We start from the raw sequence: 26,489 nt of genomic DNA on the forward strand, positions 1-26,489 counted from the left end.
GGGCCCATGCCGCGCCTTCAGCGCGCCCAGCGCCGCAGCCCCAGTTCGTCGGCCAGTTGGCGAAAGGACTGCAGCTGGTTTTCCACGTGGTTCTGCAAGGGCTTGCCCGTCAGTTCCAGCGGGAACAGGCCATGGCGTGCCTGCAGACGTGCATAGCCGGGCGCGGTCACGGCCTCCTGGAAGGCCCGCGTCCAGGCCTGCGCCACCTCCGCAGACACATTGGCACTCAGGTACAGGCCCCGCACCGTGGGCCACACCAGCTCCACCCCCTGCTCACGGGCCGTTGGTACCGCCGCCCAGTCGCCCGGCAACCGCTGGGGGGCAAACACCGCCAACAAACGGATGGGGGCACCGCCCCTGATGCGCTGGTGCACCTCGGCCGCATCCCCGCAGCAGACTTGCACATGCTTGCCTTGCAAGGCCTCCAAGGCCTCGCCCCCACCTTCAAAGGCCACGAAACGCATGGCCTTGTGGTCCCGGACCGCTGCCCGCACCAGCAAGGCGGTCTTGACCCAGTCCTGGCTGCCCACGGTGCCGCCGGCGCCAAACACCACGCGCGACACATCGTGGCGCAGTGCCGCCAACAACTCCTGCAATGTTTTCCACGGCGCATCACGGTGCACGGCCACCACGCCATAGTCCGTGCCCAGCGTGACCAGCCAGTGCACCGCCGTCGGCGCATGCGGGCCAAAACGCCCCTGTGCGAGATTCAGCAAGGAGCCGCTGGAAAACGCCACCAGTGCGTGGCTGCCGCCCAACTGGCCCGACGCCACCCGGTCGAATGCCACGGCACCAATGCCCCCGGGCAGGTAACGCTGCCCCAACGGCGGCCGCTGCGGGCGCACCGCCTGCAAGGCATCGCGCGCCAGGGCGCAGGTCAAGGCGAAGCCGCCCCCCGCACGTGCCGGGATCACGCAGTCGGCAGCCAGCAGACTGGGGTCGACCGCTGCGGCGCTCTGCGCCTGTGCCAGGCCTGGCGCTGCCACCCAGCTGCCGACCCATGGCAGCAGCGCCCAACCACGCAGCACGCGACGGCGGGACGGGCGGTCAATGGAAAGTGGTTGCTTCGGCATGGGCAAGCGGACGTCAAGGTGCACCGACTGTATCGGCAGCAGTGGTGCTGCGTGGCCACACGATCATGGCATGCAGTCCTGGGCCTGCGCTGCGGGCCGCCAGCAGCAGGCGGCCGCCATGGCGCTGGGCGATCGTGCGCACGATCGACAAGCCCAGGCCAAAACCGCCCTGCCCGGCATTCGCACCGCGCCGGAAACGCTGCCCCAGCGCCGCGCGTTCGGCCTCCGTCAGACCTGGTCCGCTGTCCTCCACCTGCAGAGACCAGTCATGGGCATCGGCGGTCGCAGACAAGGTGATGCTGCCCTGCACCGGGGTGTACGCAATCGCGTTGGCCACCAAATTCGACAGGGCCTCGTGCAGCAAGCCGGGATCGCCCACCGCCACCAGCGCGGGTGCTGCCGACGGCTGCAAGCCCAGGTCGATGCGTTTGGCCCGTGCCTGCGGCAACCACTGCAAGGCCACGGCCCGCAGCAGCGCCTGCAGATCCACGGGCACCATCGCCACCGCCGCCGTATCGCTGCGCCCCAAGGCCAGCAATTGCTGGGCGCTGCGCGTGGCCCGGCCGATCTCGTTGGCCAGCGCGTCCAGCGCCGTGCGCACCTGCCCTGCATCGTCCGTGCGGCGCGCGTAATCCACCTGCATCTGCAAGGTGGTCAGGTGGGTGCGCAGCTGGTGCGATGCATCGTCGAGAAATTCGCGCTGCACGGCGATCAGCTCCTGGCTGCGCCGCATCTGCTGATTGACCGCTGCCACCAGGGGCCGCACATCGGCGGGCAGGTCGCCATCATCGATGTGTGTCAGGTCATTCGCCGAGCGTGACTGCACCTCGCGCGCCAGGCGGGCCAATGGCCGCAAGGCCACCATCAGCACCACGGCCGAACCACACAGCAGCAGCAGCAAGACCAGGGCATCGTGGCGCATCGCGCCGCGCACGAAACGGTCGCTGAACTCCTGGCGCGAGCGCGTGCTTTCGCCAATCTGCAGCAACACGCTGGCTTGGCTGGGCGCGTCCTGCACGCCTCCCAAGGCGCGGCGGTAGGCGGCGACCCGCAAGGGCTCGCCAAAGTACACGGCGTCATAGAACACGGGGGTTGCCAGATCGGGCGGTTGCGCGGGTTCGGGCAGGTCGGCGCTGCCCAGTTCCACCAGGCCGTCCGATGTCGCCACCCGAAAAAACACCTGGCCACTGGCCGTCAGCTCAAAGAACTCGAACATGCGGTAAGGCAGCTCCACCGACAGCCCGCCCGAGGCCGTGGAGATGTTGGCGTCGATGGACTTGAGCGCCCCCAGCAAAGAGCGGTCATAGGCCGCATTGGCCGCCGCCAAGGCATCCTGGCGCGTCATCCACAGCTCCAGGCTCATCACCAGCAGCAAGGCTGGCAACAGCCACAGCGCCAGGCGCTGCCACAAGGTGCTGCGCCGCCACCAGCGCTGCAGCCAACGGCCTCCCTTCCATCGGAGCCCTGTGGACTGTGCCGGGCGCTTAATCCGCTTCCAGCACATAGCCCAATCCGCGCAGCGTGACGATGCGCACGCCCTTGCCGTCCAGGCGCTTGCGCAGCCGGTAGATGAAGACTTCGACCGCTTCCGGGTGCACATCCTCGTCGTCGGAAAACACGCGCTCCAGAATCTGCGCCTTGGACAATGGCTCGCCGCTGCGCAGGATCAACACCCGCAGCACGCTCAGCTCGCGGGGCGACAAAGTCAGCACCTGCCCGGCCAGCTGGAACTGCTTGCGGCCACTGTCGTAGATCAGGGGGCCGCAGGCATGGCGCGCATGCTCGCTGCCCCGGGCGCGGCGCACCAAGGCGTGCAACCGCGCCTCCAGCTCCGCCAGGGCGAATGGCTTGAGCAGGAAGTCGTCCGCCCCCGCATGCAGCGCGGCCACCCGGATGTCCAGCGCATCCTGTGCCGTCAGGATCAATGTGGGCAGCCGCTGGTCACGCGCCCGCAGGCGCTGCAGCACCATGCGGCCATCCATGCTGGGCAGCCCCAGGTCCAGCACCAAGGCGTCGTAATCGCCGTGCTGCAGGGCGCGATCGGCCAATAGGCCGTTGTCCAGCCAGTCGACCTGGATCCCCGCATGCTCCAGCGCCTTGCTCAGCCAGGTGCCCAGGGCTTGTTCATCTTCAACCAGCAGGATTCGCATAGATGGCAATGCTAATGCCTGGTGGCTCCGCGCACGCGACTGGCCACATCAGCTCGGCTGAATGGCGGCGCGCGCGATCACCTTCTTCCAGCGCACCTGTTCGCTGGCGATGAACTGCGTGAACTGCTCCGGTGTTCCGCCAATCGCCTCGGCGGCATCGCCCGTCAAGCGCTTGAGTGCCTCGGGGGCCTTCACCGCCTTCATGGTTTCCGCCGACAGCTTGGCGATCTGTGCATCGCTCAGATTGGACGGTGCCATCATCCCGTACCACTGCGTCATTTCGAAGCCCGGGAACCCCTGCTCGGCCACCGTCGGCACGTCGGGCAGCTGGGGCAGGCGCTGGACCGAGCCCGTGGCAATGCAGCGCAGCTTGCCTGCCTTGATAAAGGGAATGACGGCCGCCGCGCCGATGGCCGAAGCCGGCACACGCCCAGACAGCAGGTCGTTGACCATGGGGCCGGTGCCGCGATAGGGCACGTGCAGCATGAAAATCTCGGCCGTCATCTTGAGGTATTCAAACGCCAGATGCCCCGCACTGCCGTTCCCTGCCGAGCCATAGCTGAGGTTGCCGGGGCGGGCCTTGGCGTATGCGATGAACTCCTTGAGGTTCTTCACCGGCAAGTCCGGGTGCACCACGTACAGGCTGGGCACCTTCGCCAACAAGCTGACCGGCTTGAAGTCCTTGGCCGGGTCGTAGGGCAGCTTGGGAAAGATGTAGGGATTCACCGCCAAAGTGCCAATATGCCCCAGGATCAGGGTGTGCTGGTCAGTGCTGCGCGCCACTTCCGACATCGCGATGTTGCCTGCCGCGCCGGGCTTGTTGTCCACGAACACGCTCTGCCCCAGGGTCTTGGTCAGCTCCACCGCCGTGGAACGGGCCACGATCTCCGAGCTTCCGCCGGGCGCAAACGGCACCACAAAACGCACCGAGCGGCTGGGCCACGCCTCTTCGGCATGGACGCCAGGCAGCAAGCCGCCCAAGGCCAAAGCACCACCGGCGCGCAGGCAGTCGCGACGTTGCTGGGAAAAGGTATGCAAAGGGGAAATGCTCGAAGGCTGCATGGCGTTGTCTCCAAATATGCTTATAGGAGTTCCATCTTGCCGATGCCGTGCTGTCTGGAAGCTGTCAGTCCCCGCCCCCCGCATTCGCCCCAAAAGCACAACGCCATGCGGTTGCATGGCGTTGGGAGTGTCGTTCCGTTAGCGAAACGGTGCTGCGGCCTGTTCAGGCCCCAGATCAGGATTCACGGCTGGCGCGCTTGCGGTCGTGTTCCTTCAGGTGGCGCTTGCGCACGCGCAGGCTGGTGGGGGTGATTTCCAGCAGCTCGTCGTCTTCGATGAATTCCACACCGTATTCCAGCGACAGCTCGATGGGGGGCGTGATCTTGATCGCATCTTCCTTGCCGGACACGCGGAAGTTGGTCAGCTGCTTGGTACGCGTGGCGTTCACCACCAGGTCGTTGTCACGGCTGTGGATGCCGATGATCATGCCTTCGTACACGGGGTCGCCGGCCTTGACGAACATGCGGCCACGGTCGTCCAGCTTGCCCAGGGCGTAGGTGAAGATTTCACCGTCGTCCATGGAAATCAGCACGCCGTTCTTGCGGCCACCGATGTCGCCCTTGTGGGGTTCATAGCTGTCGAAGATGTTGGCAATCAGGCCGGAACCACGGGTCAGGTTCAGGAATTCGTTGGTGAAACCGATCAGGCCACGCGCAGGAATGCGGTATTCCAGACGCACACGACCGCGTCCATCGGGCTCCATGTTCACCAGCTCGCCCTTGCGCTCGCCCAGGGCTTGCATCACGCCGCCTTGGTGGCCTTCTTCGATGTCGGCTGTCACCAGCTCGATGGGCTCGTGCTTTTCGCCGTTGATCATCTGCATCACCACGCGGGGCTTGGACACGGCCAGCTCGTAGCCTTCGCGGCGCATTTCTTCCAGCAGGATGGTCAGGTGCAGTTCGCCACGGCCAGACACTTCAAAGATACCGTCTTCGTCGGTTTCCTTGACGCGCAGCGCCACGTTGGAGCGCAGTTCCTTTTGCAGGCGGTCCCAGATCTGGCGGCTGGTCACGAACTTGCCTTCACGACCGGCCAGGGGCGAGGTGTTCACGCAGAAGTTCATGGTCAGCGTGGGCTCGTCAATCTTCAGCATCGGCAGAGGCTGGGGATTGGCCGTGTCGGTCACGGTTTCGCCGATACCGATGTTTTCGATACCGCTGATCAGCACGATCTCGGAAGGACCGGCTTCGGACGCCTGCACGCGGTCCAGACCCTGGAAGGTGTGCACCTGGTTGATCTTGCCAGTGTAGGGCTTGCCTTCAGGGCCCGCCATCACGGTCACTTGCTGACCGGGCTTGATCGTGCCTTGGGTGATGCGGCCCACGCCGATACGGCCCACGAACGTGGAGTAGTCCAGCGCCGAGATCTGCAGCTGCAGCGGCGCCGCAGCGTCACCCTTCACGGAAGGCACGTGCTCCAGGATGGTGTCGAACAGGGCGGACATGTCCTCGCCCCACTTGGCGCCGGGCTCACCCTCGACCTTGGAGGACCAGCCGTTGATGCCCGAGGCATACACCACGGGGAAGTCCAACTGCTCGTCGGTGGCACCCAGCTTGTCGAACAGGTCGAACGCAGCGTTGATCACCTTGTCGGGGTTGGCACCGGGCTTGTCCACCTTGTTCACCACGACGATGGGGCGCAGGCCCAGGGCCAGGGCCTTCTTGGTCACGAAGCGCGTCTGGGGCATGGGGCCTTCCTGCGCGTCGATCAGCAGCACCACGCCGTCCACCATGGACAGGGCACGTTCCACTTCACCACCGAAGTCCGCGTGGCCGGGTGTGTCGAGGATGTTGATGTGGGTGTCCTTCCAGGACACGGCACAGTTCTTGGCCAGGATGGTGATGCCACGCTCGCGTTCGATGGCGTGGTTGTCCATCACGGTGTCCACGACTTTTTCGTGCTCGGCGAAAGTACCGGACTGGCGCAGCAGCTGGTCCACCATGGTGGTCTTGCCATGGTCAACGTGCGCAATGATGGCGATGTTGCGGATTTCTTTGCTCATAGGGTTTCCAAAATGCCACGGACGTTATGCGCGCGGCGTGCCTTCCAAAATTTGTTGAATTTCTAGGGGGCTGAGCAGGCGATCAGGAATCAGCTCCCCACTTGTGATGTGCCCCACACCCAGCAAGGCGCGTGGTTCATCTCCATAAACGGCAACGGCCTCGGCATCGGGCCACTCACCACGGCGACGCAGCCCGGTCAGAAACCGGCCGCTTTCACGCGCATCCAGCGTCACGCGGGTGTGGGCGTGCAGCAGGCAATCTGCTGGCTGCACCACGTGCATGCGCTCTGCTTCGGGCATGGCGATCAAGGCATCCAGGGTGATGCAACGATCGACACCAATGCCGCCCGTATCGGTACGACGCAGGGAACGCAGGTGGGCGCCGCAACCCAGCGCCTCGCCCACATCCTCTGCCAGCGTACGAATGTATGTGCCCTTGCTGCAGGTCACGGTCAGCTGCAAGGCCTCCCGCCCGTCGGCATCCTTGCACAAAACGATGTCCAGTGCATGAATGGTCACGTCGCGTGCAGGGCGTTCGATTTCAATGCCGGCGCGCGCATATTCATACAGTGCCTTGCCATCCTTCTTCAGTGCGCTGTACATGGGCGGCACTTGCTGGATGGGTCCGGTGAAGCGCGCGCGCACCTGGGCCAGCACCTCGGGAGTGATGGCGGGCAGGTCCACGGCACGCTCACGCAGCACCTCGCCCTCGGCATCGGCCGTGGTCGTGGTCTGGCCCAGGCGGGCGATGGCGATATAGGTCTTGGGCGCGTCCAGCTGCAGCTGGCTGAACTTGGTGGCCGCCCCGAAGCACAGCGGCAGCACGCCGGTGGCCAGGGGGTCCAAAGTTCCAGTGTGGCCGGCCTTTTCGGCACGCAACAACCACTTCACCTTCTGCAAAGCGTCGTTGCTGGAAAGGCCCAGCGGTTTGTCGAGCAGCACCACCCCGTGCACAGGGCGCCGCTGCACCCGTGTGCGAGTGGCAGTCATGCTTACTGGACCTCGTCTTCCGGTCCGCGTGACGCCACAGCCTTGGCAATCAAGGCATTCATGTCGGCGGCCCGCTCGGTCGTGCGGTCGTAGATGAAATGCAAGGTGGGCACGGTGTGGATGTGCAGGCGCTTGAACAAGCCGTTGCGCAGAAAGCCTGCGGCCTGATTGAGCGCAGCCTGCGTCTCATCCGGATCACCGATCAGCAGGCTGAAGTACACCTTGGCGTGCGCATAGTCGGGCGTGACTTCCACGCCTTGCAGGGTGACCATGCCCACGCGCGGGTCCTTCAACTCGCGCGCGATCAGCTCCGCCAGATCACGCTGGATCTGGTCGGAAACTTTGAAGCTGCGATTGGGGGCAGCAGATTTACGTTTGGGTGCCATTAAAAATTATGAGCTTGTAGCGCTAGTCAGATAAGGGTTTGAAAGTCTTTCGACCTTCAAACCCTTTATTCATCAGCGCTGGCAGCTATGGTTTACAGCGTACGCGCGATTTCCTTGATTTCGAACACTTCCAGCACGTCGCCTTCGCGGATGTCGTTGTAGTTGCGCAGCTTGATACCGCACTCGAAGCCTTCCTTGACTTCCTTGACATCGTCCTTCAGACGGCGCAGCGATTCGATTTCGCCCGTGTAGATGACAACGTTGTCGCGCAGCAGGCGGAAGTGCGCACTGCGAGTGACGTGACCCTGGGTGATGTACGAACCGGCCACGGTACCGATCTTGGAGGCCACGAACACGGTGCGGATCTCGGCCATACCGATGATCTCTTCGCGCTTCTCGGGGGCCAGCATGCCGGACATCGCGGACTTCACCTCATCCACGGCGTCGTAGATGATGTTGTAGTAGCGCAGATCCACGTCGTTGCCTTCGGCCGTCTTGCGGGCCTGGGCGTCGGCACGCACGTTGAAGCCGATGATGATGGCCTTGGAAGCCAGCGCCAGGTTGACGTCGGATTCGGAGATACCACCCACGCCGGAGTAGACGATCTGCACCTTGACTTCGTCGGTCGACAGCTTGAGCAGCGAGGTCGCCAGCGCTTCCTGCGAGCCTTGCACGTCGGCCTTGATGATCAGCGGCAGGGTCTGCACGTTGCCTGCGGTCATGTCGGAGAACATGTTCTCCAGCTTGGCGGCTTGCTGCTTGGCCAGCTTGGTGTTGCGGAACTTGCCGGCACGGTAGGTGGCGATTTCGCGGGCACGGCGCTCGTCAGCCATGACCATGAAGTCGTCGCCGGCCAGAGGCACGTCGGACAGGCCCTGGATTTCCACGGGGATGGAAGGACCGGCCGACTTGGTGTTCTTGCCGTTTTCGTCCAGCATGGCGCGCACGCGGCCATAGGTCTGACCAGCCAGCACCACATCGCCGACATTCAGCGTACCCGACTGCACCAGCACGGTGGCCACGGAGCCACGGCCCTTGTCCAGCTGGGCTTCGATCACCAGGCCCTTGGCGGAAGCGTCCACCGGGGCGCGCAGTTCCAGCACTTCGGCCTGCAGCAGCACCTGCTCCAGCAGCTCGTCGATGCCCATGCCGGTCTTGGACGACACGGCCACGAAAGGCGAATCACCGCCGTACTCTTCGGGCAGCACCTCTTCCACCACCAGCTCCTGCTTGACCTTCTCAGGGTTGGCTTCAGGCTTGTCGGCCTTGGTGATCGCCACCACGATGGGAACACCCGCCGCCTTGGCGTGCTTGATGGCTTCCTTGGTCTGGGGCATCACGCCGTCGTCGGCCGCGCACACCAGAATCACGATGTCGGTGGACTGTGCACCGCGGGCACGCATGGCGGTGAACGCCTCGTGGCCGGGAGTGTCCAGGAAGGTCACGATGCCGCGGGGTGTTTCCACGTGGTAGGCACCGATGTGCTGGGTGATACCACCGGCTTCGCCCGACGCCACCTTGGAGCGACGGATGTAGTCCAGCAGCGAGGTCTTGCCGTGGTCCACGTGGCCCATCACGGTCACCACAGGGGCGCGTGGCAGCAACTCGCCGGTGTACTTGGAGGTGTCCTCTTCGCTGAAGGCTTCCGGAGAATCCAGCGCGGCGATCTTCGCGGTGTGGCCCATTTCTTCCACCACGATCATGGCGGTGTCCTGGTCCAGCGGCTGGTTGATGGTGACCATCTGGCCCATCTTCATCAGCACCTTGATCAGCTCGGACGCCTTCACGGCCATCTTGTGGGCCAGCTCGGCCACGGTGATGGTCTCGGGCACGGAAATCTCCAGTGCACGGAATTCTTGCTGCTGCTGTTGTTGCTGGTCGTTGCGATCGCCACGGCGACCACCCTTGGGACCACCGCGCCAGTTGGAGCGGCCACCCACGCCACCGGAGCTGTCGCCACGGGTCTTGATTTCCTTCTTCTTGCCCGGCGCATCGTTGCTCCAGCTCGAAGACAGCTTGGACGACTTGACTTCCTTGTCCTTGCCACCGCGCGCTGCACCTGCCGCATCCTTGTCCTTGGCGGCACCCGCCACTGCGGGCTTGGCATCCTTGGACGGCGCGGCCTTCTTGGCATCGGCCACAGGGGCTGCCTTCTTGGGCTCTTCAGGCTTCTTGGCCACCAGCACCTTCTTGGGGGCTGCCATCATGGCGCGGATAGCTTCGGCCTCAGCCAGCGCCTTGCGGCGACGGTCTTCCAGGTCCTTGGCACGTGCCGCTTCTTCAGCCTGGCGCTGGCGCGACTCTTCGTCGGCCTTGGCACGGGCATCGGCTTGCGCCTTGGCACGGGCTTCTGCAAACGCTGCGTTGCCTGCAGCGGCTTCCTTTTGGGCTTCCTTGGCTTGACGCTGCTTGGCAGCCTCAGCTTCGGCATAGGCGCGCGCACGCTCTTCAGCTTCGCGCTCCTTGCGTTCGCGCTCTTCGCGCTCTTCGCGTTCTTGGCGTTCTTTGGCCAATTCCTGTTCCTGTTGATTGATCATCTCTGCCTGCTTGCGCACTTCCTCTTCCCGGCGAACCAGGTCCTGGGTGACTTGCGCAGCTTGTGCAGAGCGGGCGGCTGCTTCGGCAGCCACCTCGGGGGTGTCGTCGCGCTTGATGAAGGTGCGCTTCTTGCGCACTTCCACCTGGATGGTGCGGGCCTTGCCAGTGGCATCGGCCTGCTTGATCTCGCTGGTGGACTTCTTGGTCAGCGTGATCTTCTTCTTGCCATCGGCCTCGGAGCCATGGCTGGCCTTCAGGTACGACAGCAGCATCTGCTTGTCCGTATCGGTCAAGGCGTCAGTGCTGGAACTCTTGGCCACTCCGGCGGCCTTCAGTTGTTCCAACAGGGTCTCAGGGGATTTTTTCAGTTCGCTGGCGAACTCTGCAACAGTGTTCAAAGACATACTCCGTTCGATCCTCCCTGACCCTTATTCCTGACCGTCCGTGAACCAGTGTTCACGCGCCTTCATGATCAAGGCCTTGGCCTCGTCAGCGGTTTGACCGGTCAATTCGGTCAGTTCATCGATGGCCAAATCGGCCAAATCATCACGTGTCTGCACACCACCAGCGGCCAGCTTGGCCACCAGCTCGGGTGTCAGACCCTCCAACTCACGCAGGTCCTGGGAGACCTCGCTGACGCTTTCTTCCTGAGCAATTTCCATGGTCAGCAGCGCATCCTTGGCACGGGCACGCAACTCGGTCACGGTTTCCTCATCGAAAGCCTCGATTTCCAGCATCTCGGACAGCGGCACATAGGCCACTTCTTCCAGGCTGCTGAAGCCCTCTTCCACCAGGATGGAAGCCAGCTCTTCGTCCACGTCCAGCTTTTCCATGAACAGCTTGCGCGAAGAATCGGTTTCTTCCGCGTGCTTCTGCGCCGACTCCGCCGCGTCCATGATGTTGATCTTCCAGCCGGTCAGCTCGGAAGCCAGACGCACGTTCTGACCACCACGGCCGATGGCGATGGCGAGATTCTCCTCATCCACGACCACATCCATCGCGTGCTTCTCTTCATCCACAACAATAGAAGAGACATTCGCGGGCGCCAGCGCACCGATCACGAACTGTGCGGGGTCTTCCGACCACAGCACGATGTCCACGCGCTCACCGGCCAGCTCGGTCGTCACAGCGTTCACGCGGGTACCACGCACGCCCACGCAGGTGCCGATGGGGTCGACGCGCTTGTCGTGCGAAATCACTGCAATCTTGGCACGGCTGCCGGGATCGCGTGCGCAGCTCTTGATTTCCAGCAGGCCTTGCTCGATTTCTGGCACTTCGTTGCGGAACAGCTCGATCATGAACTCGGGGGCCGAACGCGACAGCACGATGGGTGCGCCACGCAGGGTCAGGTCCACTTCCATGATCATGGCGCGCACGCGGTCGCCGTTGCGCAGATTTTCCTTGGGGATCATCTCGCTGCGACGCAGGCGGCCTTCCACACGACCGGATTCGACGATGATGTCGCCCTTGTCCATGCGCTTGACGGTGCCGGTGAAAATCTTCTCGCCGCGGGCCATGAATTCATTGAGCAGCATTTCGCGCTCGGCATCGCGGATCTTCTGCAGGATCACCTGCTTGGCGGTCATCGCACCAATGCGGCCGATGGGCAGCGATTCGATCTGTTCTTCGATGAACTCACCCACCTGGATGCCGGGCACGCGCTCTTCGGCATCCATCAGCATTTCCTCGGCTTCGGGATTTTGCAGGCCGGCATCATCCGGTACCACCACCCAGCGGCGGAAGGTGTCGTATTCACCGCTTTCGCGGTCAATCGCCACGCGGATGTCCACTTCGCCTTCGTACAGCTTCTTGGTCGCTTGCGCCAAGGCCAGCTCCACTGCGCCAAACACCACATCGCGTTCTACGTTCTTCTCGCGCGAAATGGCTTCAACCAACATCAACAGTTCGCGGTTCATGCGATGACTCTCCTAATTTCAATCTTTCAAGCGGTGGCACCGGACAGGCACCTTCACCTTGTTAGCTAACTGACTTGCCTGTCACGCGGGCTTGGCGCCACGCCCCTTAAAGTTCACCACGGGGGCCAGGCGCGCCTCGCGCAATTCATCCAGCGTGAAACCCATGGCCTGCAGGGGCGCGGGCTCACGCTTTTTGCTCACCTTTTGTCCGGGCTTGCGTGGGGGCTCGTCACTCCACACGATCTGCCAGCCACCGGCTTCCGCACGCTCCAGCGTGCCCCGAAATTTCTTGCGATTGGCATTCACCACACCACCGCCGGCCGCACCAATCGCTTCCTTCAGGGTAATGTCGATTTCGGCACCGACGAATCGGACAAAGTCCATTTCATGGCGCAACGGGCGATCAATGCCGGGAGAAGACACTTCCAGCCGGTTGTAGTCAACACCATCCACTTCCAGGGCAAATTGCAGTTGGCGCGTGACCTTCTCGCAGTCTTCCACGGTCACAAAGGCCTCGGGCACAGGCTCAGCATCCTCTGCTGGCGCCTGCCAAGGCAGGTCGATGGTGATGCGCAGCAGCCCGCCTGCGGACCGCTCGATCTCCACCAGGTCATAGCCCAGACCCGTCACGGTTTGTTCAACAATTTGCTGTAGTGCCACGTGTTCAGTTCAATCCCGGAAGTACAAAAAACCCGATAACCATCCTGCAATTGCTTGCCGGCGGCTTCGAGCTCCAAATGCAAGCGACCAAAAAAAAAGGGCGGTGAATATCCGCCCGTTTGGTCGTGAATGCCGTATTGTAGCCGCAAAGCATTGATTCGCAATGTCAAGCGTTGCAAATACCAAGAGGATTCAAGCCAGCTGCGCCGCAATGCGGCGCCACAGCGCGGCCGCCTCGGCAGGCAGCCCTGGGGAAGCGGCCTGCGCCTCTTGCAGCGAGGCCAGCAAGCGCTCCAGCACCTTGATTTGCGGCAGCAGCGGCCCCAGAAACATGGGGCGATCCAGGTGTGCGATCAACAGTGTGGGGAAGGTTTCGACGTCGAGGTCACCGACCAGCTCCTCCTCATTCTCCACATCCAGCCACACGAAGCGCACCTGCGGGAACTGCTGCTGCAGCGCACGAAAGTCGACCTCGTACTGGCGGCAGACCCCGCACCACGCAGCACACAAACACACCACGCTCCACGCCTGCGCGCTGGGCACGGCCACCGACTGCACCACCTCGACCGGCTTGTCACTGCTCATACCGACTCACTCCCACTGCTCCCGGCAGTTTTACTGGCTTCACCAGCGCACATGGTAGCGGCCGCCCCGCCTGGAACCCGGCCGCACACCCCAAACGACAAAGCCCCAAGCAGGGCCTGGGGCTTCGGAAGGCAGGCTCGGGCGAATTCCAGCCCGAGCTGCAGCAGCGATCAACCCGAGTGGGCGCGCTTGCCAGGGTTCTTCTTGCTGCGCGTGTGCGAACCACGCTCCAGGCTCAGGCGCTGGCCACGGCCTTGGGCCAGCAGAGTCACGCCGTTGGGAGCAACGGGACGGGGTGTGCGCTTGCGATCAGCTTCGGTAACGATCTTGTTGCCCATGGCAATCTCTCCAGTTGAGGTTTGAGTAAACCCTGCATTTTTCCACACACTGCCATGTTGCGTGGCAGCAAGGCCCAAAAATTTGTCCCGCGGTGGTGCAAACCCTGGAATTTGCTGATTTTTTAAGCACGAATGCCACATCCCCGGACCATCAGGACACACATTCACGTGCGCGACCTACAACCAGGCCCTCCTTCTGCTACAAATACTCAGTGCATCCAGCGCAAGGCCCTCGCCCTGCGTTTGTGTCTTTTGCTACAGGATTTTTGCCCATGTCCTTCTTCGACCGCTCTCGCAAGACCGACCACCCGGACACACTGCACCATGCCGTGCAGCACCTGAAGACCGTGCTGGAGCAACGCCAGCAGGCCTTGTCCAGCCACCTGCCTGCCAAGACCAGCACCGCCGTGTGGTGCGCGATCGGTCTGGCTGCGCTGGCCGGCGGCGCCATCTATGCCGCACGCAATCCCCGCATTCCCGAGGGCGTGCACCCAGTCGAGGGGTTTGACCTGGACCGCTACCTGGGCAAATGGTACGAGCTGGCCCGCATCGAGCACAGTTTCGAAAAAGGCCTGCAGCGCACCCAGGCCGAATACAGCCGCCGCCCGGATGGCAGCGTGCAGGTCATCAACCGCGGCTTCGATGCCCGGCGCGGCGAATGGAAGGTGGCGCACGGCAAGGCCAGACCCACGATTGCACCCGATGTGGCCGCACTGAAGGTGACGTTCTTCGGCCCGTTCTACGGGGGCTACAACGTCGTGGCCCTGGGCGAAAGCTACCAGTGGGCGATGGTGATCGGTTCCAGCCTGGAACATTGCTGGATCCTGTCGCGCACCCCGACCTTGCCCGACGGTGTGGAAGGCCGCCTGGTGCGCCAGGCCGAGCGCCTGGGCGTGGATACGCAAAAACTGGTGTGGGTGCACCAGGATGGCGTCAACCCCACGGGTAGCTATTCCTAAAAAATGAGCGCATGGCGCATGCTAAATCAGGAATTCAGAGACTTATCTGCGCAAGATCCTTGCTGGGCGCGCGCCGGATGCTCTAAAACTTAGAAGCGCGCCACGCTGCCAACCATAAAAAAACGGTGCCTAGCACCGTTTTTTTGTGGCTGACGACAGGCATGTGCTCTGCAAACGCTGGCTCGCAGCCCTCCAGCCATCGACTACGCCTACCCGTCCATGGCCGTGGCGAGGCTCAGTCGTTCAGGATCAGTTGCAAGATCACCCCCGAGCCGATGGCCACCAGCAGGTAGTCACCCCCGTACTGCATCCAGTGGTAGCCGCGTGGTGGCTGGCGCAGACCATGCCCGCGCCAGTCGGTCACCACGTAGTGCGAGGTGCGGTACTGCACCGGCACGCGGCTGCCCTTGACCCATTGGTGGTTGGGCCCGGCACCCATGCGCTTGGCCTGCCCGGGCGGCATGCCGTGGGGATGGCCAGGGTGGGCAGGCTGCGCCTGCATGCGCGGCCCCTGCTGGTGCTTGGGCCCCGAGCCCTTGCCACCGTGCCCATGCCTCTGCTGGGGCCCGTCGGGGCCTTGGCCCTGCCCTTGGCCGTGGCGTGGCTGCGCCACCGCGGCCACACTGCCCAGGCCCATCACCAGGGCCATGGCCCACACGCTTGCTTTCGGGATCTGCATAAACTGCATGCATGCCGCCATCCTAGGCATGCCACGCCCGCCGCCTGCCAGCCAGCGGGCACAAACCCAGGCGCCCGCCGCCGACACGGCACCTCCGCGAATTGCTGGGCAGCGTGCAGGAACGCACCTACAAGGTGGCCTGCACCAGCTGGCGGGTGTAGGGGTGCTGCGGGCGCAGCAGCACCTCGTCGACCGGGCCGGCCTCGACCACCTCGCCGCTGTGCATGACCATCACCTCGTGCGCCATGGCACGGATCACGTCCATGTCGTGGGTGATGAGCACATAGCTCAGGCCCAGCTCACGCTGCAGGCGCTGCAGCAGGCCCAGCACCTGCTTCTGGATGGTCACGTCGAGCGCGCTGGTCGGCTCGTCCAGCACCAGCACCTTGGGCCTCAGGATCAGCGCACGCGCCACGGCCAGGCGTTGGCGCTGGCCGCCGGAAAACTCGTGCGGATAGCGCTGCAGCAGGCCGGGGAACTGCTGCTCGCTCAAGCCAACGCTCAGCAGCACGGACAGCACCTGCTCGCGCCGCCCGGCTTCGCTGATGTCCGGGGCGTGCACGCGCAGCCCCTCGCCGACGATCTCTTCCACCGTCATGCGTGGCGACAGCGAGGAAAACGGGTCCTGGAACACCACCTGCACCTGGCGGCGCAACGCCTGGTTGGCCGCGGTGTTGCGCATGGCCGGCTGCTGCCAGCCGTGGCCCGTGATCTGCAGCGCCCCCTGGCTGGGCAGCAGGCCCAGGATGGCCTGCGCCAGCGTGGATTTGCCCGAACCGGATTCGCCCACCACGCCCAGGGTCTGCCCCTTGCGCAGGCAGACATCGGCGCCCTGCACGGCTACAAACTCACCTTTGCGGAACCAGCCGCGGATGCCGGGCAGCGCCACCGGGTAGGCCACGCGCAGGCCTGTGGCCTGCACCACCGGCTTGGCATCCGGATGGGGCGGCTGCACCTCGCGCACCGGCTGGCTGTGCAGCAGCTTGTGGGTGTAGGGGTGCTGTGGGTGCTCAAACAGCTGCACCACCGGGCCCTGCTCCACCAGCATGCCCTGCTCCATGACGGCGGCGCGGTCGGCAAAGCGCCGCACCAGGTGCAGGTCGTGCGTGATCAGAACGATCGCCATGCCGGTCTGGCGCTGCAGGTCGCCCAGCAGCTCCAGGATCTGCATGCGCAGCGTCACGTCCAGCGCCGTGGTGGGCTCGTCGGCCAGCAGCAGCTTGGGCTGCGAGGCCAGGGCCATGGCGATCATGGCGCGCTGGCGCTGGCCGCCGCTGAGCTGGTGCGGATAGGCCTGGGCGCGGCGCTGCGGATCGGGGATGCCGGTGGTGGCCAGCAGCTCCACGGACTGCGCCCAGGCCTGGGCCTGGCTCAGCCCCTGCTTGAGCTGCAGCACCTCGGCCACCTGCGCGCCCACGGGCATCAGCGGGTTGAGCGCCGTCATCGGCTCCTGGAAGATCATGGCCACGTCGCTGCCGCGCACGGCGCGCATCTGGCGCTCCGGCAATGTGAGCAGGTCACGCCCTTTCAGCAAGGCCTGGCCGCTGATCTGTGCATCACCGGCCAGGCGCAGCAAACTGAGCGCCGTGATGGTCTTGCCCGAGCCGGACTCGCCCACCAGGGCCAGCTTTTCGCCCGCCTGCACCTCGAAGCTCACGCCCTGCACCACCTGTTTGTGGCCAAAGCGCACCGACAGGTCGTGCACCGACAGCAGGGGCACCGGGGTCTGGATGGCGTCCATCATTGCGCCCCCCCCTTCGCGTCGCTCACCTGGGCCTTGCGCGGGTCCAGCGCATCGCGCAGCGCATCGCCCATGAAGGTCAGCAGCAGCAAGGTGGTGACCAGCACGGCAAAGGTGCCCAGCGAGATCCACCACGCGTCGATGCTGTTCTTGCCCTGGCTCAGCAGCTCGCCCAGGCTGGGGGTGCCCGGCGGCACGCCCAAGCCCAGGAAGTCCAGCGAGGTCAACGCCAGGATGGCCGCGCTCATGCGGAACGGCAGGAAGGTGACCACCGGCGTCAGACTGTTGGGCAGGATGTGGCGCCAGATGATCTGCCCGTTGGGCACGCCCAGGGCGCGTGCGGCCTTGACGTAGTCGAGCTGGCGGTTGCGCAGGAATTCGGCACGCACATAGTCGGACAGGCCCATCCAGCCGAACAGGCTGAGCAGCACCAGCAGCAGGCTGATGCTGGGCGCCAGCACGGCGCTGAAGATGATGAGCAGGTACAGCTCTGGCATGGAGCCCCAGATCTCGATGAAGCGCTGGAAGGCCAGATCGGTCTTGCCGCCGAAAAAGCCCTGGATGGCCCCGGTCACCACACCCAGCACCACGCCCACGGCCGTCAGCGCCAGCGCAAACAGCACGCTGACACGAAAGCCGTAGATCAGTTGCGCCAGCAGGTCGCGCCCGCGGTCGTCCGTCCCCAGCCAGTTGGCGGCCGATGGCGGCGCGGGGTTGGGGGCTTCGGCAAAGTAGTTGATCGTGCCCGCGCCATAGCGGTTGGGGGGAAACAGCGCCCAATTGCTGCCGGTGCGCAGTTGCTGCTGGATGAAGGGGTCCAGGTAGTCGGTGGGCGTCTCGAAGTCGCCACCAAACACCGTCTCGGGATAGTCCTTGAGCAGGGGGACATAGGTCTGCCCCTCATAGCGCACCAGCAGCGGCTTGTCGTTGCTGACCAGCTCGGCGCACAGGCTCAGCAGCAGCAGCACGCCAAAGATCACCAGGCTGTAAAAGCCCAGCGGGTTGCGCTTGAAGCGCTGCCAGGCGCGCCGGCTGGGCGACACCGGAGCGGCCGGCAGCAATGCTGGCGCTTTCAAAGGAGTAGCTGCTTGCGCAGACTGGGTGGGCGCTGGAGCCATATTTCAATCAAATTTCACACGGGGATCGACCCAGACGTAGCACAGGTCGCTGATCAGCTTGGTCACCAGGCCGATCAGGGTGAACAGGTAGAGCGAGCCCAGCACCACCGGATAGTCGCGGCGGATCACGCTCTCATAACTGAGCAGACCCAGCCCGTCGAGCGAGAACAGGGTCTCGATCAGCAGAGAGCCGGCGAAGAAGGCCCCGATGAAGGCCGCCGGAAAGCCGGTGATGATGGGAATCAGCGCATTGCGCAGCACATGCTTCCACAGCACCTGGCGCTCGGACAGGCCCTTGGCCCTGGCCGTCAGCACGTACTGCTTGCGGATTTCCTCGAGGAAGGCGTTCTTGGTCAGCATGGCCGTCACGGCAAAGCTGCCCGCCACCATGGCCGTGACCGGCAGCGCGATGTGCCACAGGTAGTCCACCACCTTGCCCAGCAGCGTCAACTCGTCCCAGTTCGCCGACGTCAGCCCGCGCAGCGGGAACCACTGCAGCTGCCCGCCAAAGATCACCAGCAAGGCCACGCCCAACACGAAGCCCGGGATGGCATAGCCCACCAGGATCAGCAGCGTGGTCACCAGATCGAAGCGAGAGCCGGCGCGCACCGCCTTGGCGATGCCCAGGGGCACGGCCACCAGGTAGCTGATGAAGAAGGTCCACAGCCCCAGGCTGATGGACACCGGCAGCTTCTCGGCAATCAACGTCCACACCGGTTTGTTCTGGAAGAAGCTCTGGCCCAGGTCGAAGCGCGCGAACTGGCCCAGCATCTGCACAAACCGTTCGTGCGCGGGCTTGTCAAAGCCATACAAGGCCTTGATCTGCTCGATGCGCTGCGGGTCCACCCCCTGCGCGCCACGGTAGGCCATGCCACCGCCTTCGGCGCTGCCGCCCAGGCCAGCCTTGGCCTCGGCCAGGTACTGCTCGACCGGCCCGCCGGGCACAAACTGGATCACCACGAAGGTGAGCAGCAGCACGCCCAGCAGCGTCGGGACCATCAGCAAGATGCGTTTGAGGATATAGGCCAGCATGGCTCAGGAGCCCTCCTGCGCCAGCACCGCCGGGGCGGTCTGCGCGTTCAAGGGCGGCATGCGCGCCCACCAGGTGTCCATCACCCAGCCTTCGCCATTCGAGTACGGCGGGATGATGCTCGGGTGCGCCAGGCGCCAGGCGTTGTAGGCCATGCGGTGCGTGTTGGCCGACCACTGGGGGATCAGGTAATGGCCGTGGGCAATCGCCCGCTCCAACGCATGGCAGGCAGGCAGGAGCTGCTCTTGTGTCTTGGCCGACACCATGGCCCGGATGAAGGCATCGACCGCCGGGCTTTTCACACCGGGGAAATTGCCCGAATCCTCCTGATCCGCCGCCGCGCTGCCGAACAGGTCGGCAAACTCCTGGCCCGGGTTGTTCGTGCCCTGGTAGGCAATGGAGGTGATGTCGAAGTCGAACTTCTGCAGGCGCTGCTGGTACAGCGCAAAGTCCACCGACCGGTACTGCAGCGTGATGCCCAGCTTCTGCAGATTGCGCTGCCAGGGGGCCACGGTGCGCTGCCCGCCCTCGCCGCTGTCCATGTACTCCAGCACCATGGCCTGGCCTTCGCTGTTGCGCAGCACACCACCCTGCACCGTCCAGCCGGCAGCAGCCAGCAGGCCCTGGGCCTTGCGCAAGTTGGCGCGCAGGCTGCCGTCGCCATCGGTACGCGGCGGCACGGTCATGGGGCCGAACGCAGCAGGCGGCAAATCCTTGCCGAAGGGCTGCATCAGCGCCAGCTCCTGCGTGCCCGGCAGGCCACTGGTCTGGCACACGGTATTGCCAAAGATGCCGTTCACGCGCTGGTAGGCGCCGTAGAACATCTGGCGGTTCATCCATTCATAGTCCAGGGCCAGGCCCAGTGCCTCGCGCACGCGCACGTCCTGCAGCAGCGGGCGGCGGGTGTTGAGCACATAGCTCTGGAACCCCGTGGGCTGCTTGTGCGTGAACTCGCCCTTGACCAGCTCGCCGGTGTTGAACTTGCGCCCCGTCACGCGGCGCGCCCAGTCGCCGGCGCTGAAAAAGCGCATCAGGTCAAACTCGCCCGCTTTCAGCGCTTCCAGCCGGGCGGTGTTGTCCTTGTAGATCTTGACGCTGATGCGGTCGAAGTTGGCCGAGCCGCGGCGCACCGGCAAATCCCTGGCCCAGTATTGGGCATCGCGCACATAGGTGATGTCCTTGCCGAAGTTCACGGAGCCGATTCTGTAAGGCCCGCTGCCGATAGGCTGCTCCATCACCACCTCGTTGAAGGGCTTGCCCGCCCCCCAGTCGCGGCTGAAAATGGGCAGGCCACCGACGCGCAGTGGCAGCTCGCGGTTGGGGGCCTTGAAGACAAAGCGCACGGTGCGCTCGTTCACCACCTCGCAGGCCACCACCTCGGCCAGCATGGTCTTGTAGGCCGGTGAGGTGTGCGGCCCCACCAAGGTGTCGAAGCTGTGCTTCACATCCTGCGCCAGCACCGGCTTGCCGTTGTGAAAGCGCGCCTCGCGGCGCAGGCGGAAGCTGGCCGACAGGCCATCGGCCGCCACCTGCACGTCCTCGGCCAACAGGCCATAGCCAGTGGCGGTTTCATCCATGCTGCCAGCCAGCAGGGTGTCGAACAGCAGGTCCGACAGGTAGGCGGGCGCACTGCCTTTGATGGTGAAGGGGTTGTACTTGTCGAACGTGGACGTGCGCAGGTTGCTGACCAGCCGCAGCTCGCCGCCCTTGGGGGCCTGCGGGTTGACATAGTCAAAGTGCGCAAAACCCTGGGGGTACTTGGGCTGGCCCCACAAGGCATAGGCATGGTCGGCCCAAGCCGGGGCAACCACAGAGGCTCCTGCGAGCAAGCAACAGAACTTCCAAAAGCGCATGCGATAATTCTGCACCACGGCGGCCCTCCCACCCGGCTTTTTCGACAACGCCAACGCAGGGAGTGGCCTTCACTGAATTTCCTCTAGGAGAAGAACAATGGGTTTTCTGACCGGCAAGAAGCTGCTGATCACGGGCGTGCTGTCCAACCGTTCCATCGCTTACGGCATCGCCAAGGCCTGCCACGAGCAAGGCGCCGAGCTGGCATTCAGCTATGTGGGCGAGCGCTTCAAGGACCGCATCACCGAATTCGCCGCCGAATTCAATTCCACGCTGATTTTCGACTGCGACGTCTCGGATGACGCGCAGATCGAAGCCATGTTCAAGGGCCTGGGCGACGCCTGGGGCAAGTTCGACGGTTTCGTGCACTCCATCAGTTTCGCCCCCCGCGAAGCGATTGCCGGCAACTTCTTGGACGGCCTGAGCCGCGAGTCCTTCAAGATCGCCCACGACATCAGCGCCTACAGCTTCCCGGCCATGGCCAAGGCCGCCCTGCCTTACCTGAACGACAAGTCCTCGCTGCTGACCTTGTCGTACCTGGGTGCCCTGCGCTCCATCCCCAACTACAACACCATGGGCCTGGCCAAGGCGTCGCTGGAAGCCTCTGTGCGCTACCTGGCTGAAGCCGTGGGCCGCACCGCCGACGGCCGCGCGATCCGCGCCAACGGCATTTCCGCCGGCCCCATCAAGACCCTGGCCGCCTCGGGCATCAAGGACTTCGGCAAGCTGCTGGGCCGCGTGGCCGATGCCGCCCCCCTGCGCCGCAATGTGACGATTGAAGACGTGGGCAATGTCGCCGCCTTCCTGCTGTCTGACCTGGCCTCGGGCGTGACCGCCGAGATCACCTACGTGGACGGCGGCTTCAGCCAGACTGCCGGTCTGTCGGCCGACCAGGTGTAAGCCCCCCGCGCTGCACAGCCCACCCCGCAGGTCGCAAGGCCTGCGGGGTTTTTTCATGCCCGGCGCGGCCCATTCACCGGCAATTTGCATTGAAATTTGATAATGAGAATAATTCTCATGCATTGCAAATCAGCGCTTGACTGACACCCGCAGGGGATGGTCCGTCGCACCCTGTACCCAACCGACCGCCTGCGCCCTGGCCTATGAAACATACCGACCCCAACCATCCCCTGCCGCATGCCCTGGGTGTGCCTGGCGCCCGCCACAGCGTGCGCCTGTGGATTGGTTTTGCCATTTCCGCGCTGGGCATCTGGGCACTGTTTGCGCAGTTCTGGGCCTTCGCCCAGACGCAACCGGTTGTGCTGCAGGCACTGGGGGGTGGCATGGTCGCCGCACTGGCGACGGCGCTGGGCACTGTGCCGGTGATGCTGTCGCAGAGCATGAGCGATCGCACCCAGGACACCATGTACGGTTTTGGCGCCGGGGTGATGCTGGCCGCCTGCGCGTTCTCGCTGATCCTGCCGGGCATGGAGGCCGTGCGCCAGCAAGGCGGCTCCGACTGGATGGCCGCCGGCGTGCTGGCAGCCGCCATCCTGCTCGGGGCGACCGTGATGCTAGGCATGGACCGCCTGCTGCCCCACGAGCACTTCATCAAGGGCCGCGAAGGCCGCGACGCCGACACGGCCCGCAAGCTGCAGCGCACCTGGCTGTTTGTATTTGCGATTGCCCTGCACAACCTGCCCGAAGGGCTGGCGATTGGCGTGGGCTACGCCGGCAACGACAGCCTGGCGGCCAACGCGCTGGCCATGGGCATCGCCATCCAGGACGTGCCCGAAGGGCTGGTGGTGGCCGTGGCCCTGCTGGCCGCAGGCTACCGCCGGCGCCTGGCCGTCACCCTGGGCATGCTCAGCGGACTGCTGGAGCCGATCGGCGCCGTGCTGGGCGCGGCCGTGGTCAGCACCTCGCTGGGGCTGCTGCCCTGGGGGCTGGGGTTTGCGGCAGGGGCCATGCTGTTTGTCATCAGCCATGAAATCATTCCCGAATCCCACCGCAAGGGCCACGAGACCTTTGCCACCGGGGGGCTGATGCTGGGCTTTGTGTTGATGATGGTCATGGACACCGCACTGGGCTAGCGCATGGCGATGGTCGGCGCTGGGCCGGGATAGGACAAAACACTACGCCAAGCTCAGACACGGCGCACGCAACAAGCCGCATCGGCGTGAAAAATTGCTGCTATCAGCAACCACCAGATCCCAAGGAAATCCTATGACCTACCGCCTTTTGCTCTCCAGCATCGCCGCAGCAGCACTGGCCGGCTGCGCAGGCCTCGGCAACGACCCCACCGCCACTGCAGAGCTGCAACCCACGGCCGGCAACACGGTGACGGGGAAAGTGCACTTCATGCAGCACAAGCACGGCATGGTCAAGGTGTCTGGCCAGATCAGCGGCCTCAAGCCCAACTCCGAGCACGGCTTCCACATCCATGAGAAGGGCGACTGCTCCAGCCCCGACGGCACCAGCGCGGGCGGGCACTTCAACCCCGGCAACACCGCGCACGGCAAGTACGGCCATACGCCCCACCACGCCGGCGACCTGCCCAGCCTGCGTGCCAACGCCGATGGCGTGGCCATCGTGAACTATGAAACCGCCCAGATCAGCCTGGGCAGCGGCGACAACGACGTCACGGACCGTGGCCTGATCGTGCACGCCAACCCCGACGACTACACCACCCAGCCCACCGGCAACGCCGGTGCCCGCTTGGCCTGTGCCGTCATCAAGCGCCAGTAAAGCCCCCTCGCCCCCGACCGCTGCACGCCACCGTGCGTCGGCTCCCGGCTTGTCCACCGGCGCCTGGCAACCGGCACCGGTGGTGTTTACAGCCTTGAATGACGGCACCGCCCAGGTCACACCGCAGCATTGCACGGAGGCGGGATGGTTCATGCATCGTGACGTGGGCGACTCGCCACATTCCAGGCGAGTGCACGCAGCAGCCACCGTGTGCGCTGGGCGTGCAACAGCGGCATCGCCAACCACAAATTCAGGCGCAAGCACCCCAGACCGATGCGGGATGCACAGATTTTTAGCAGTGTTTTTGGCCTCCAACGCACACCAGGCAAGCGCAGACTGCTCTATTTTTAAAAAATCCACAGACTGCAAGCCCCGTCAAGCGATGTCCATGCTGCGTGCACAGGTTTGACCTGAAATCGACGCGTATTTGGCGAACTCGCACAATCGCGCACATCTCAGTTGTCCGCATTGTTTGTGCACTCCGCAAAATCTTCTCTCACAGCCCTCACCCTGGGCGCCCTCGGTGTGGTGTATGGCGACATCGGCACCAGCGTTCTGTACGCGCTCAAGGAAGTCTTCAACTCCGGCCACATCAGCCTGACTCCCGAGCATGTGTACGGCGTGCTGTCGCTCGTGGTCTGGACGGTCACGGTCATCGTTTCCCTCAAATACGTCACGCTGGTGCTGCGGGCCGACAACCGCGGCGAAGGCGGTCTGGTGGCCATGCTGGCCCTGGCGGCCCAGGCGGTCGAAGGCCACCCCCGGCTGCGCAAGGTGCTGATGGCGATTGGCATCTTTGGCACCTGCCTGTTCTATGGCGACGGGGTCATCACCCCGGCCATTTCCGTGCTCTCGGCCGTCGAAGGCCTGGCCGTGCTGTCGCCCCGCTTTGAATCCTCGGTGGTCCCGCTGACCCTGGCCATCCTGCTGGCCCTGTTCGCCGTGCAAAAGCGCGGCACGGCCGGCATCGGCCGGTGGTTTGGCCCGATCATGCTGGTGTGGTTCCTGAGCCTGGCCGGCCTGGGCATCTGGCACATCGCCCACCACCCCACCATCCTGTGGGCGCTGAGCCCGCACCATGCGCTGCAGTTCATCTGGAGCGAACCCGGCATTGCCTTTTTGCTGCTGGGTGCCGTGGTGCTGTGCGTCACCGGCGCGGAGGCCCTGTATGCCGACCTGGGCCACTTTGGCAAACGCCCGATCCGCCACGCCTGGTTTGGCGTGGCCATGCCCGCGCTGCTGCTGAACTACCTGGGCCAGGGGGCCCTGCTACTGCAACAACCCGAGGCCGTCAGCAACCCCTTCTTCGCGATGGCGCCACGCGCGCTGCTGCTGCCCCTGGTGGTGCTGGCCACGGCGGCCACGGTGATTGCCTCCCAGGCGCTGATCACCGGCGCCTTCAGCGTGACCAAGCAGGTGATCCAGCTGGGCTACCTGCCGCGCCTGCAGGTGCTGCACACCAGCGAGACCGACACCGGACAGATCTACATGCCCCTGGTCAACTGGGGCCTGTGCGTGGGCATCGCCCTGGCCGTGATCTTCTTCCAGTCCTCTGGCGCGCTGGCCGCCGCCTACGGCATTGCCGTGACGCTGGACATGCTGATCACCACCATCCTCACCTTCTTCGTGGTGCGCTGGGGCTGGCGCTATCCCCTGCTGCCCGTGGCCGCCGCCACGCTGTTCTTCCTGGTCGTGGATGTCAGCTTCTTTGCATCCAACCTGATCAAGCTGCCCGACGGCGGCTGGTTCCCGCTCGCCATTGGCGGCGCCATGTTCGTGCTGATGCGGACCTGGCACACCGGGCGCCAGCTGATCACCGCGGCCATGGAGCACCACGCACTGCCGCTGGCCAGCTTTCTGGACATGCTGCGCCATGACAGTAACGTCACACGCGTGGCCGGCACGGCGGTGTTCCTGTCGTCGCAGGCCGGCACCGTGCCCAGCGCCCTGCTGCACAACCTCAAGCACAACAAGGTGCTGCACGCGCGCAACCTGTTCGTGACCGTGCGCCACCACGAGGTCGCGCACATCCCGGTGTCGCAGCGCTTCAACGCCACCGACCTGGGCCATGAGTGCTGGCAGGTCATCCTGCACTTCGGTTTCAAGGATGAACCGCATGTCCCGGCCGCCCTGTACCTGCTGGCCAGCCGCCAGACCATCCCTTCGCTGAGCGACATGGAGACCAGCTACTTCCTGTCGCGCGACATCATCGTGGCGCAACGCGGCCATGGCATGGTGCTGTGGCGCGAGAAGCTGTTCGCCCAGATGTACCGCAACGCCGGCTCGGCCGCCGACTTCCTGCACCTGCCGCACCGCAGCGTGGTGGAGCTGGGCAGCCAGATCGTGATCTGAACCCCGGGGCACCTGTCCCGTGCAGCGCGCCCTGGCCTGGATCAATCCGCCCCCAGCTGACCGAGGTGCGGTCATCCACCCCGATGCAAGGCCGGCCCGCACAGGCCGGTGCCGGCTATGCTGTCTGCCATCCTTGGCTGTGGAGACACCATGCGCGACACCTTCCGCACAGCGCCGCCCCACGATGCGGTAAGTGCCACCCGCTTGCCCCCTACTGGGGCATACCAAGCCCGTGATTCGGCAGTGTTCACACGCCTTGGGCGCAATGTCCGCCCCTGCCGTGCTACCCACCTGCTGGCGCGGACCTAGGCCCGCCATGCCGCTTGCAGGCCGCCCCACACGCCCGCGCGCGTCCGGCGCGCGGCATGGGC

The 26,489-nt window shown here is 64.6% G+C and carries 23 protein-coding genes; 5 read left to right on the forward strand and 18 right to left on the reverse strand.

From position 1 onward, the window contains the following. Positions 1 to 17: 17 nt before the first annotated feature. From SJH88_RS09550 to SJH88_RS09610, 13 genes are all read right to left on the reverse strand, one after another. Positions 18 to 1,073, reverse strand: coding sequence for a Bug family tripartite tricarboxylate transporter substrate binding protein (locus SJH88_RS09550; protein ID WP_274754329.1), 1,056 nt, complete (start codon positions 1,071 to 1,073; stop codon positions 18 to 20). 13 nt (positions 1,074 to 1,086) lie between these two features. Continuing rightward, the gene (locus tag SJH88_RS09555; RefSeq protein ID WP_274754337.1) at positions 1,087 to 2,436 is read right to left on the reverse strand and encodes a sensor histidine kinase; all 1,350 of its coding nucleotides are present in this window, start codon (positions 2,434 to 2,436) and stop codon (positions 1,087 to 1,089) included. A 121-nt stretch (positions 2,437 to 2,557) separates the two neighbouring features. Next, on the reverse strand, positions 2,558 to 3,223 hold the full coding sequence (locus tag SJH88_RS09560) for a response regulator (RefSeq protein ID WP_042418343.1): 666 nt from the start codon (positions 3,221 to 3,223) through the stop codon (positions 2,558 to 2,560). Positions 3,224 to 3,271: 48 nt separating this feature from the next. Next, positions 3,272 to 4,285 (reverse strand): Bug family tripartite tricarboxylate transporter substrate binding protein, encoded by a 1,014-nt coding sequence (locus SJH88_RS09565; RefSeq protein WP_051519682.1) that lies wholly within the window; start codon positions 4,283 to 4,285, stop codon positions 3,272 to 3,274. Between the two features lie 175 nt (positions 4,286 to 4,460). Beyond that, a complete protein-coding gene (typA, locus tag SJH88_RS09570; RefSeq protein ID WP_043387112.1) occupies positions 4,461 to 6,287 on the reverse strand; it encodes a translational GTPase TypA in 1,827 nt (608 codons plus the stop codon). 24 nt (positions 6,288 to 6,311) lie between these two features. Continuing rightward, a complete protein-coding gene (truB, locus tag SJH88_RS09575) occupies positions 6,312 to 7,277 on the reverse strand; it encodes a tRNA pseudouridine(55) synthase TruB (protein ID WP_274754330.1) in 966 nt (321 codons plus the stop codon). 2 nt (positions 7,278 to 7,279) lie between these two features. Continuing rightward, a complete protein-coding gene (gene rbfA / locus SJH88_RS09580) occupies positions 7,280 to 7,663 on the reverse strand; it encodes a 30S ribosome-binding factor RbfA (RefSeq protein ID WP_042418332.1) in 384 nt (127 codons plus the stop codon). 92 nt (positions 7,664 to 7,755) lie between these two features. Further along, positions 7,756 to 10,605, reverse strand: a complete 2,850-nt coding sequence (gene infB / locus SJH88_RS09585) for a translation initiation factor IF-2 (protein ID WP_270147584.1) — start codon at positions 10,603 to 10,605, stop codon at positions 7,756 to 7,758. Between the two features lie 24 nt (positions 10,606 to 10,629). Next, positions 10,630 to 12,117 carry a transcription termination factor NusA gene (nusA, locus tag SJH88_RS09590; protein ID WP_045266954.1) on the reverse strand — a complete coding sequence of 496 codons (1,488 nt, stop codon included), beginning with the start codon at positions 12,115 to 12,117 and terminating at the stop codon, positions 10,630 to 10,632. 81 nt (positions 12,118 to 12,198) lie between these two features. Further along, positions 12,199 to 12,777 carry a ribosome maturation factor RimP gene (rimP, locus tag SJH88_RS09595; RefSeq protein ID WP_043387104.1) on the reverse strand — a complete coding sequence of 193 codons (579 nt, stop codon included), beginning with the start codon at positions 12,775 to 12,777 and terminating at the stop codon, positions 12,199 to 12,201. Continuing rightward, positions 12,744 to 12,947, reverse strand: coding sequence for a hypothetical protein (locus SJH88_RS09600; protein ID WP_274754331.1), 204 nt, complete (start codon positions 12,945 to 12,947; stop codon positions 12,744 to 12,746). The genes rimP and SJH88_RS09600 overlap by 34 nt, the downstream gene beginning before the upstream one ends. 22 nt (positions 12,948 to 12,969) lie before the next feature. After that, positions 12,970 to 13,362, reverse strand: coding sequence for a thioredoxin family protein (locus tag SJH88_RS09605; protein WP_260675392.1), 393 nt, complete (start codon positions 13,360 to 13,362; stop codon positions 12,970 to 12,972). Between the two features lie 170 nt (positions 13,363 to 13,532). Beyond that, positions 13,533 to 13,700 (reverse strand): hypothetical protein, encoded by a 168-nt coding sequence (locus tag SJH88_RS09610; protein WP_162858917.1) that lies wholly within the window; start codon positions 13,698 to 13,700, stop codon positions 13,533 to 13,535. Positions 13,701 to 13,972: 272 nt separating this feature from the next. Here SJH88_RS09610 and SJH88_RS09615 point away from each other — a divergent pair, with 272 nt between their 5' ends. Further along, positions 13,973 to 14,659 carry a lipocalin family protein gene (locus SJH88_RS09615; protein WP_183303689.1) on the forward strand — a complete coding sequence of 229 codons (687 nt, stop codon included), beginning with the start codon at positions 13,973 to 13,975 and terminating at the stop codon, positions 14,657 to 14,659. Between the two features lie 235 nt (positions 14,660 to 14,894). Here the strand turns inward: SJH88_RS09615 and SJH88_RS09620 are convergent, their stop codons facing one another. From SJH88_RS09620 to SJH88_RS09640, 5 genes are all read right to left on the reverse strand, one after another. After that, positions 14,895 to 15,338 carry an RcnB family protein gene (locus SJH88_RS09620; RefSeq protein WP_274754332.1) on the reverse strand — a complete coding sequence of 148 codons (444 nt, stop codon included), beginning with the start codon at positions 15,336 to 15,338 and terminating at the stop codon, positions 14,895 to 14,897. Positions 15,339 to 15,465: 127 nt separating this feature from the next. Then, positions 15,466 to 17,082, reverse strand: a complete 1,617-nt coding sequence (locus tag SJH88_RS09625; RefSeq protein ID WP_274754333.1) for an ABC transporter ATP-binding protein — start codon at positions 17,080 to 17,082, stop codon at positions 15,466 to 15,468. Next, positions 17,079 to 18,197, reverse strand: a complete 1,119-nt coding sequence (locus SJH88_RS09630; RefSeq protein WP_274754334.1) for an ABC transporter permease — start codon at positions 18,195 to 18,197, stop codon at positions 17,079 to 17,081. Before SJH88_RS09630 ends, SJH88_RS09625 begins: the two co-directional genes overlap by 4 nt. A 3-nt stretch (positions 18,198 to 18,200) precedes the next feature. Next, a complete protein-coding gene (locus SJH88_RS09635) occupies positions 18,201 to 19,229 on the reverse strand; it encodes a microcin C ABC transporter permease YejB (protein ID WP_042418308.1) in 1,029 nt (342 codons plus the stop codon). Positions 19,230 to 19,232: 3 nt separating this feature from the next. After that, positions 19,233 to 21,080 (reverse strand): extracellular solute-binding protein, encoded by a 1,848-nt coding sequence (locus SJH88_RS09640; RefSeq protein ID WP_154163041.1) that lies wholly within the window; start codon positions 21,078 to 21,080, stop codon positions 19,233 to 19,235. 97 nt (positions 21,081 to 21,177) lie between these two features. On the opposite strand from SJH88_RS09640, the gene fabI reads away from it, so the two are divergent. The 4 genes from fabI to SJH88_RS09660 all read left to right on the forward strand — a co-directional run bounded on the left by fabI (position 21,178) and on the right by SJH88_RS09660 (position 26,118). Continuing rightward, positions 21,178 to 21,978, forward strand: a complete 801-nt coding sequence (fabI, locus tag SJH88_RS09645; RefSeq protein ID WP_274754335.1) for an enoyl-ACP reductase FabI — start codon at positions 21,178 to 21,180, stop codon at positions 21,976 to 21,978. A 203-nt stretch (positions 21,979 to 22,181) separates the two neighbouring features. After that, positions 22,182 to 23,111: a ZIP family metal transporter gene (locus SJH88_RS09650; protein ID WP_051519681.1), complete on the forward strand. Its 930-nt coding sequence runs from the start codon at positions 22,182 to 22,184 to the stop codon at positions 23,109 to 23,111. Positions 23,112 to 23,244: 133 nt separating this feature from the next. Next, complete coding sequence (locus tag SJH88_RS09655; protein WP_043387090.1) at positions 23,245 to 23,766, forward strand: superoxide dismutase family protein; 522 nt, start codon at positions 23,245 to 23,247, stop codon at positions 23,764 to 23,766. A gap of 474 nt (positions 23,767 to 24,240) precedes the next feature. Continuing rightward, entirely contained in the window at positions 24,241 to 26,118 is a 1,878-nt protein-coding gene (locus tag SJH88_RS09660; RefSeq protein ID WP_274754336.1) for a potassium transporter Kup, read from the forward strand. Positions 26,119 to 26,489 lie beyond the last annotated feature (371 nt).

This window comes from Comamonas sp. GCA5, from assembly GCF_036541385.1.
In the GTDB taxonomy this organism is placed as follows: Bacteria; Pseudomonadota; Gammaproteobacteria; order Burkholderiales; family Burkholderiaceae_C; genus Comamonas; species Comamonas aquatica.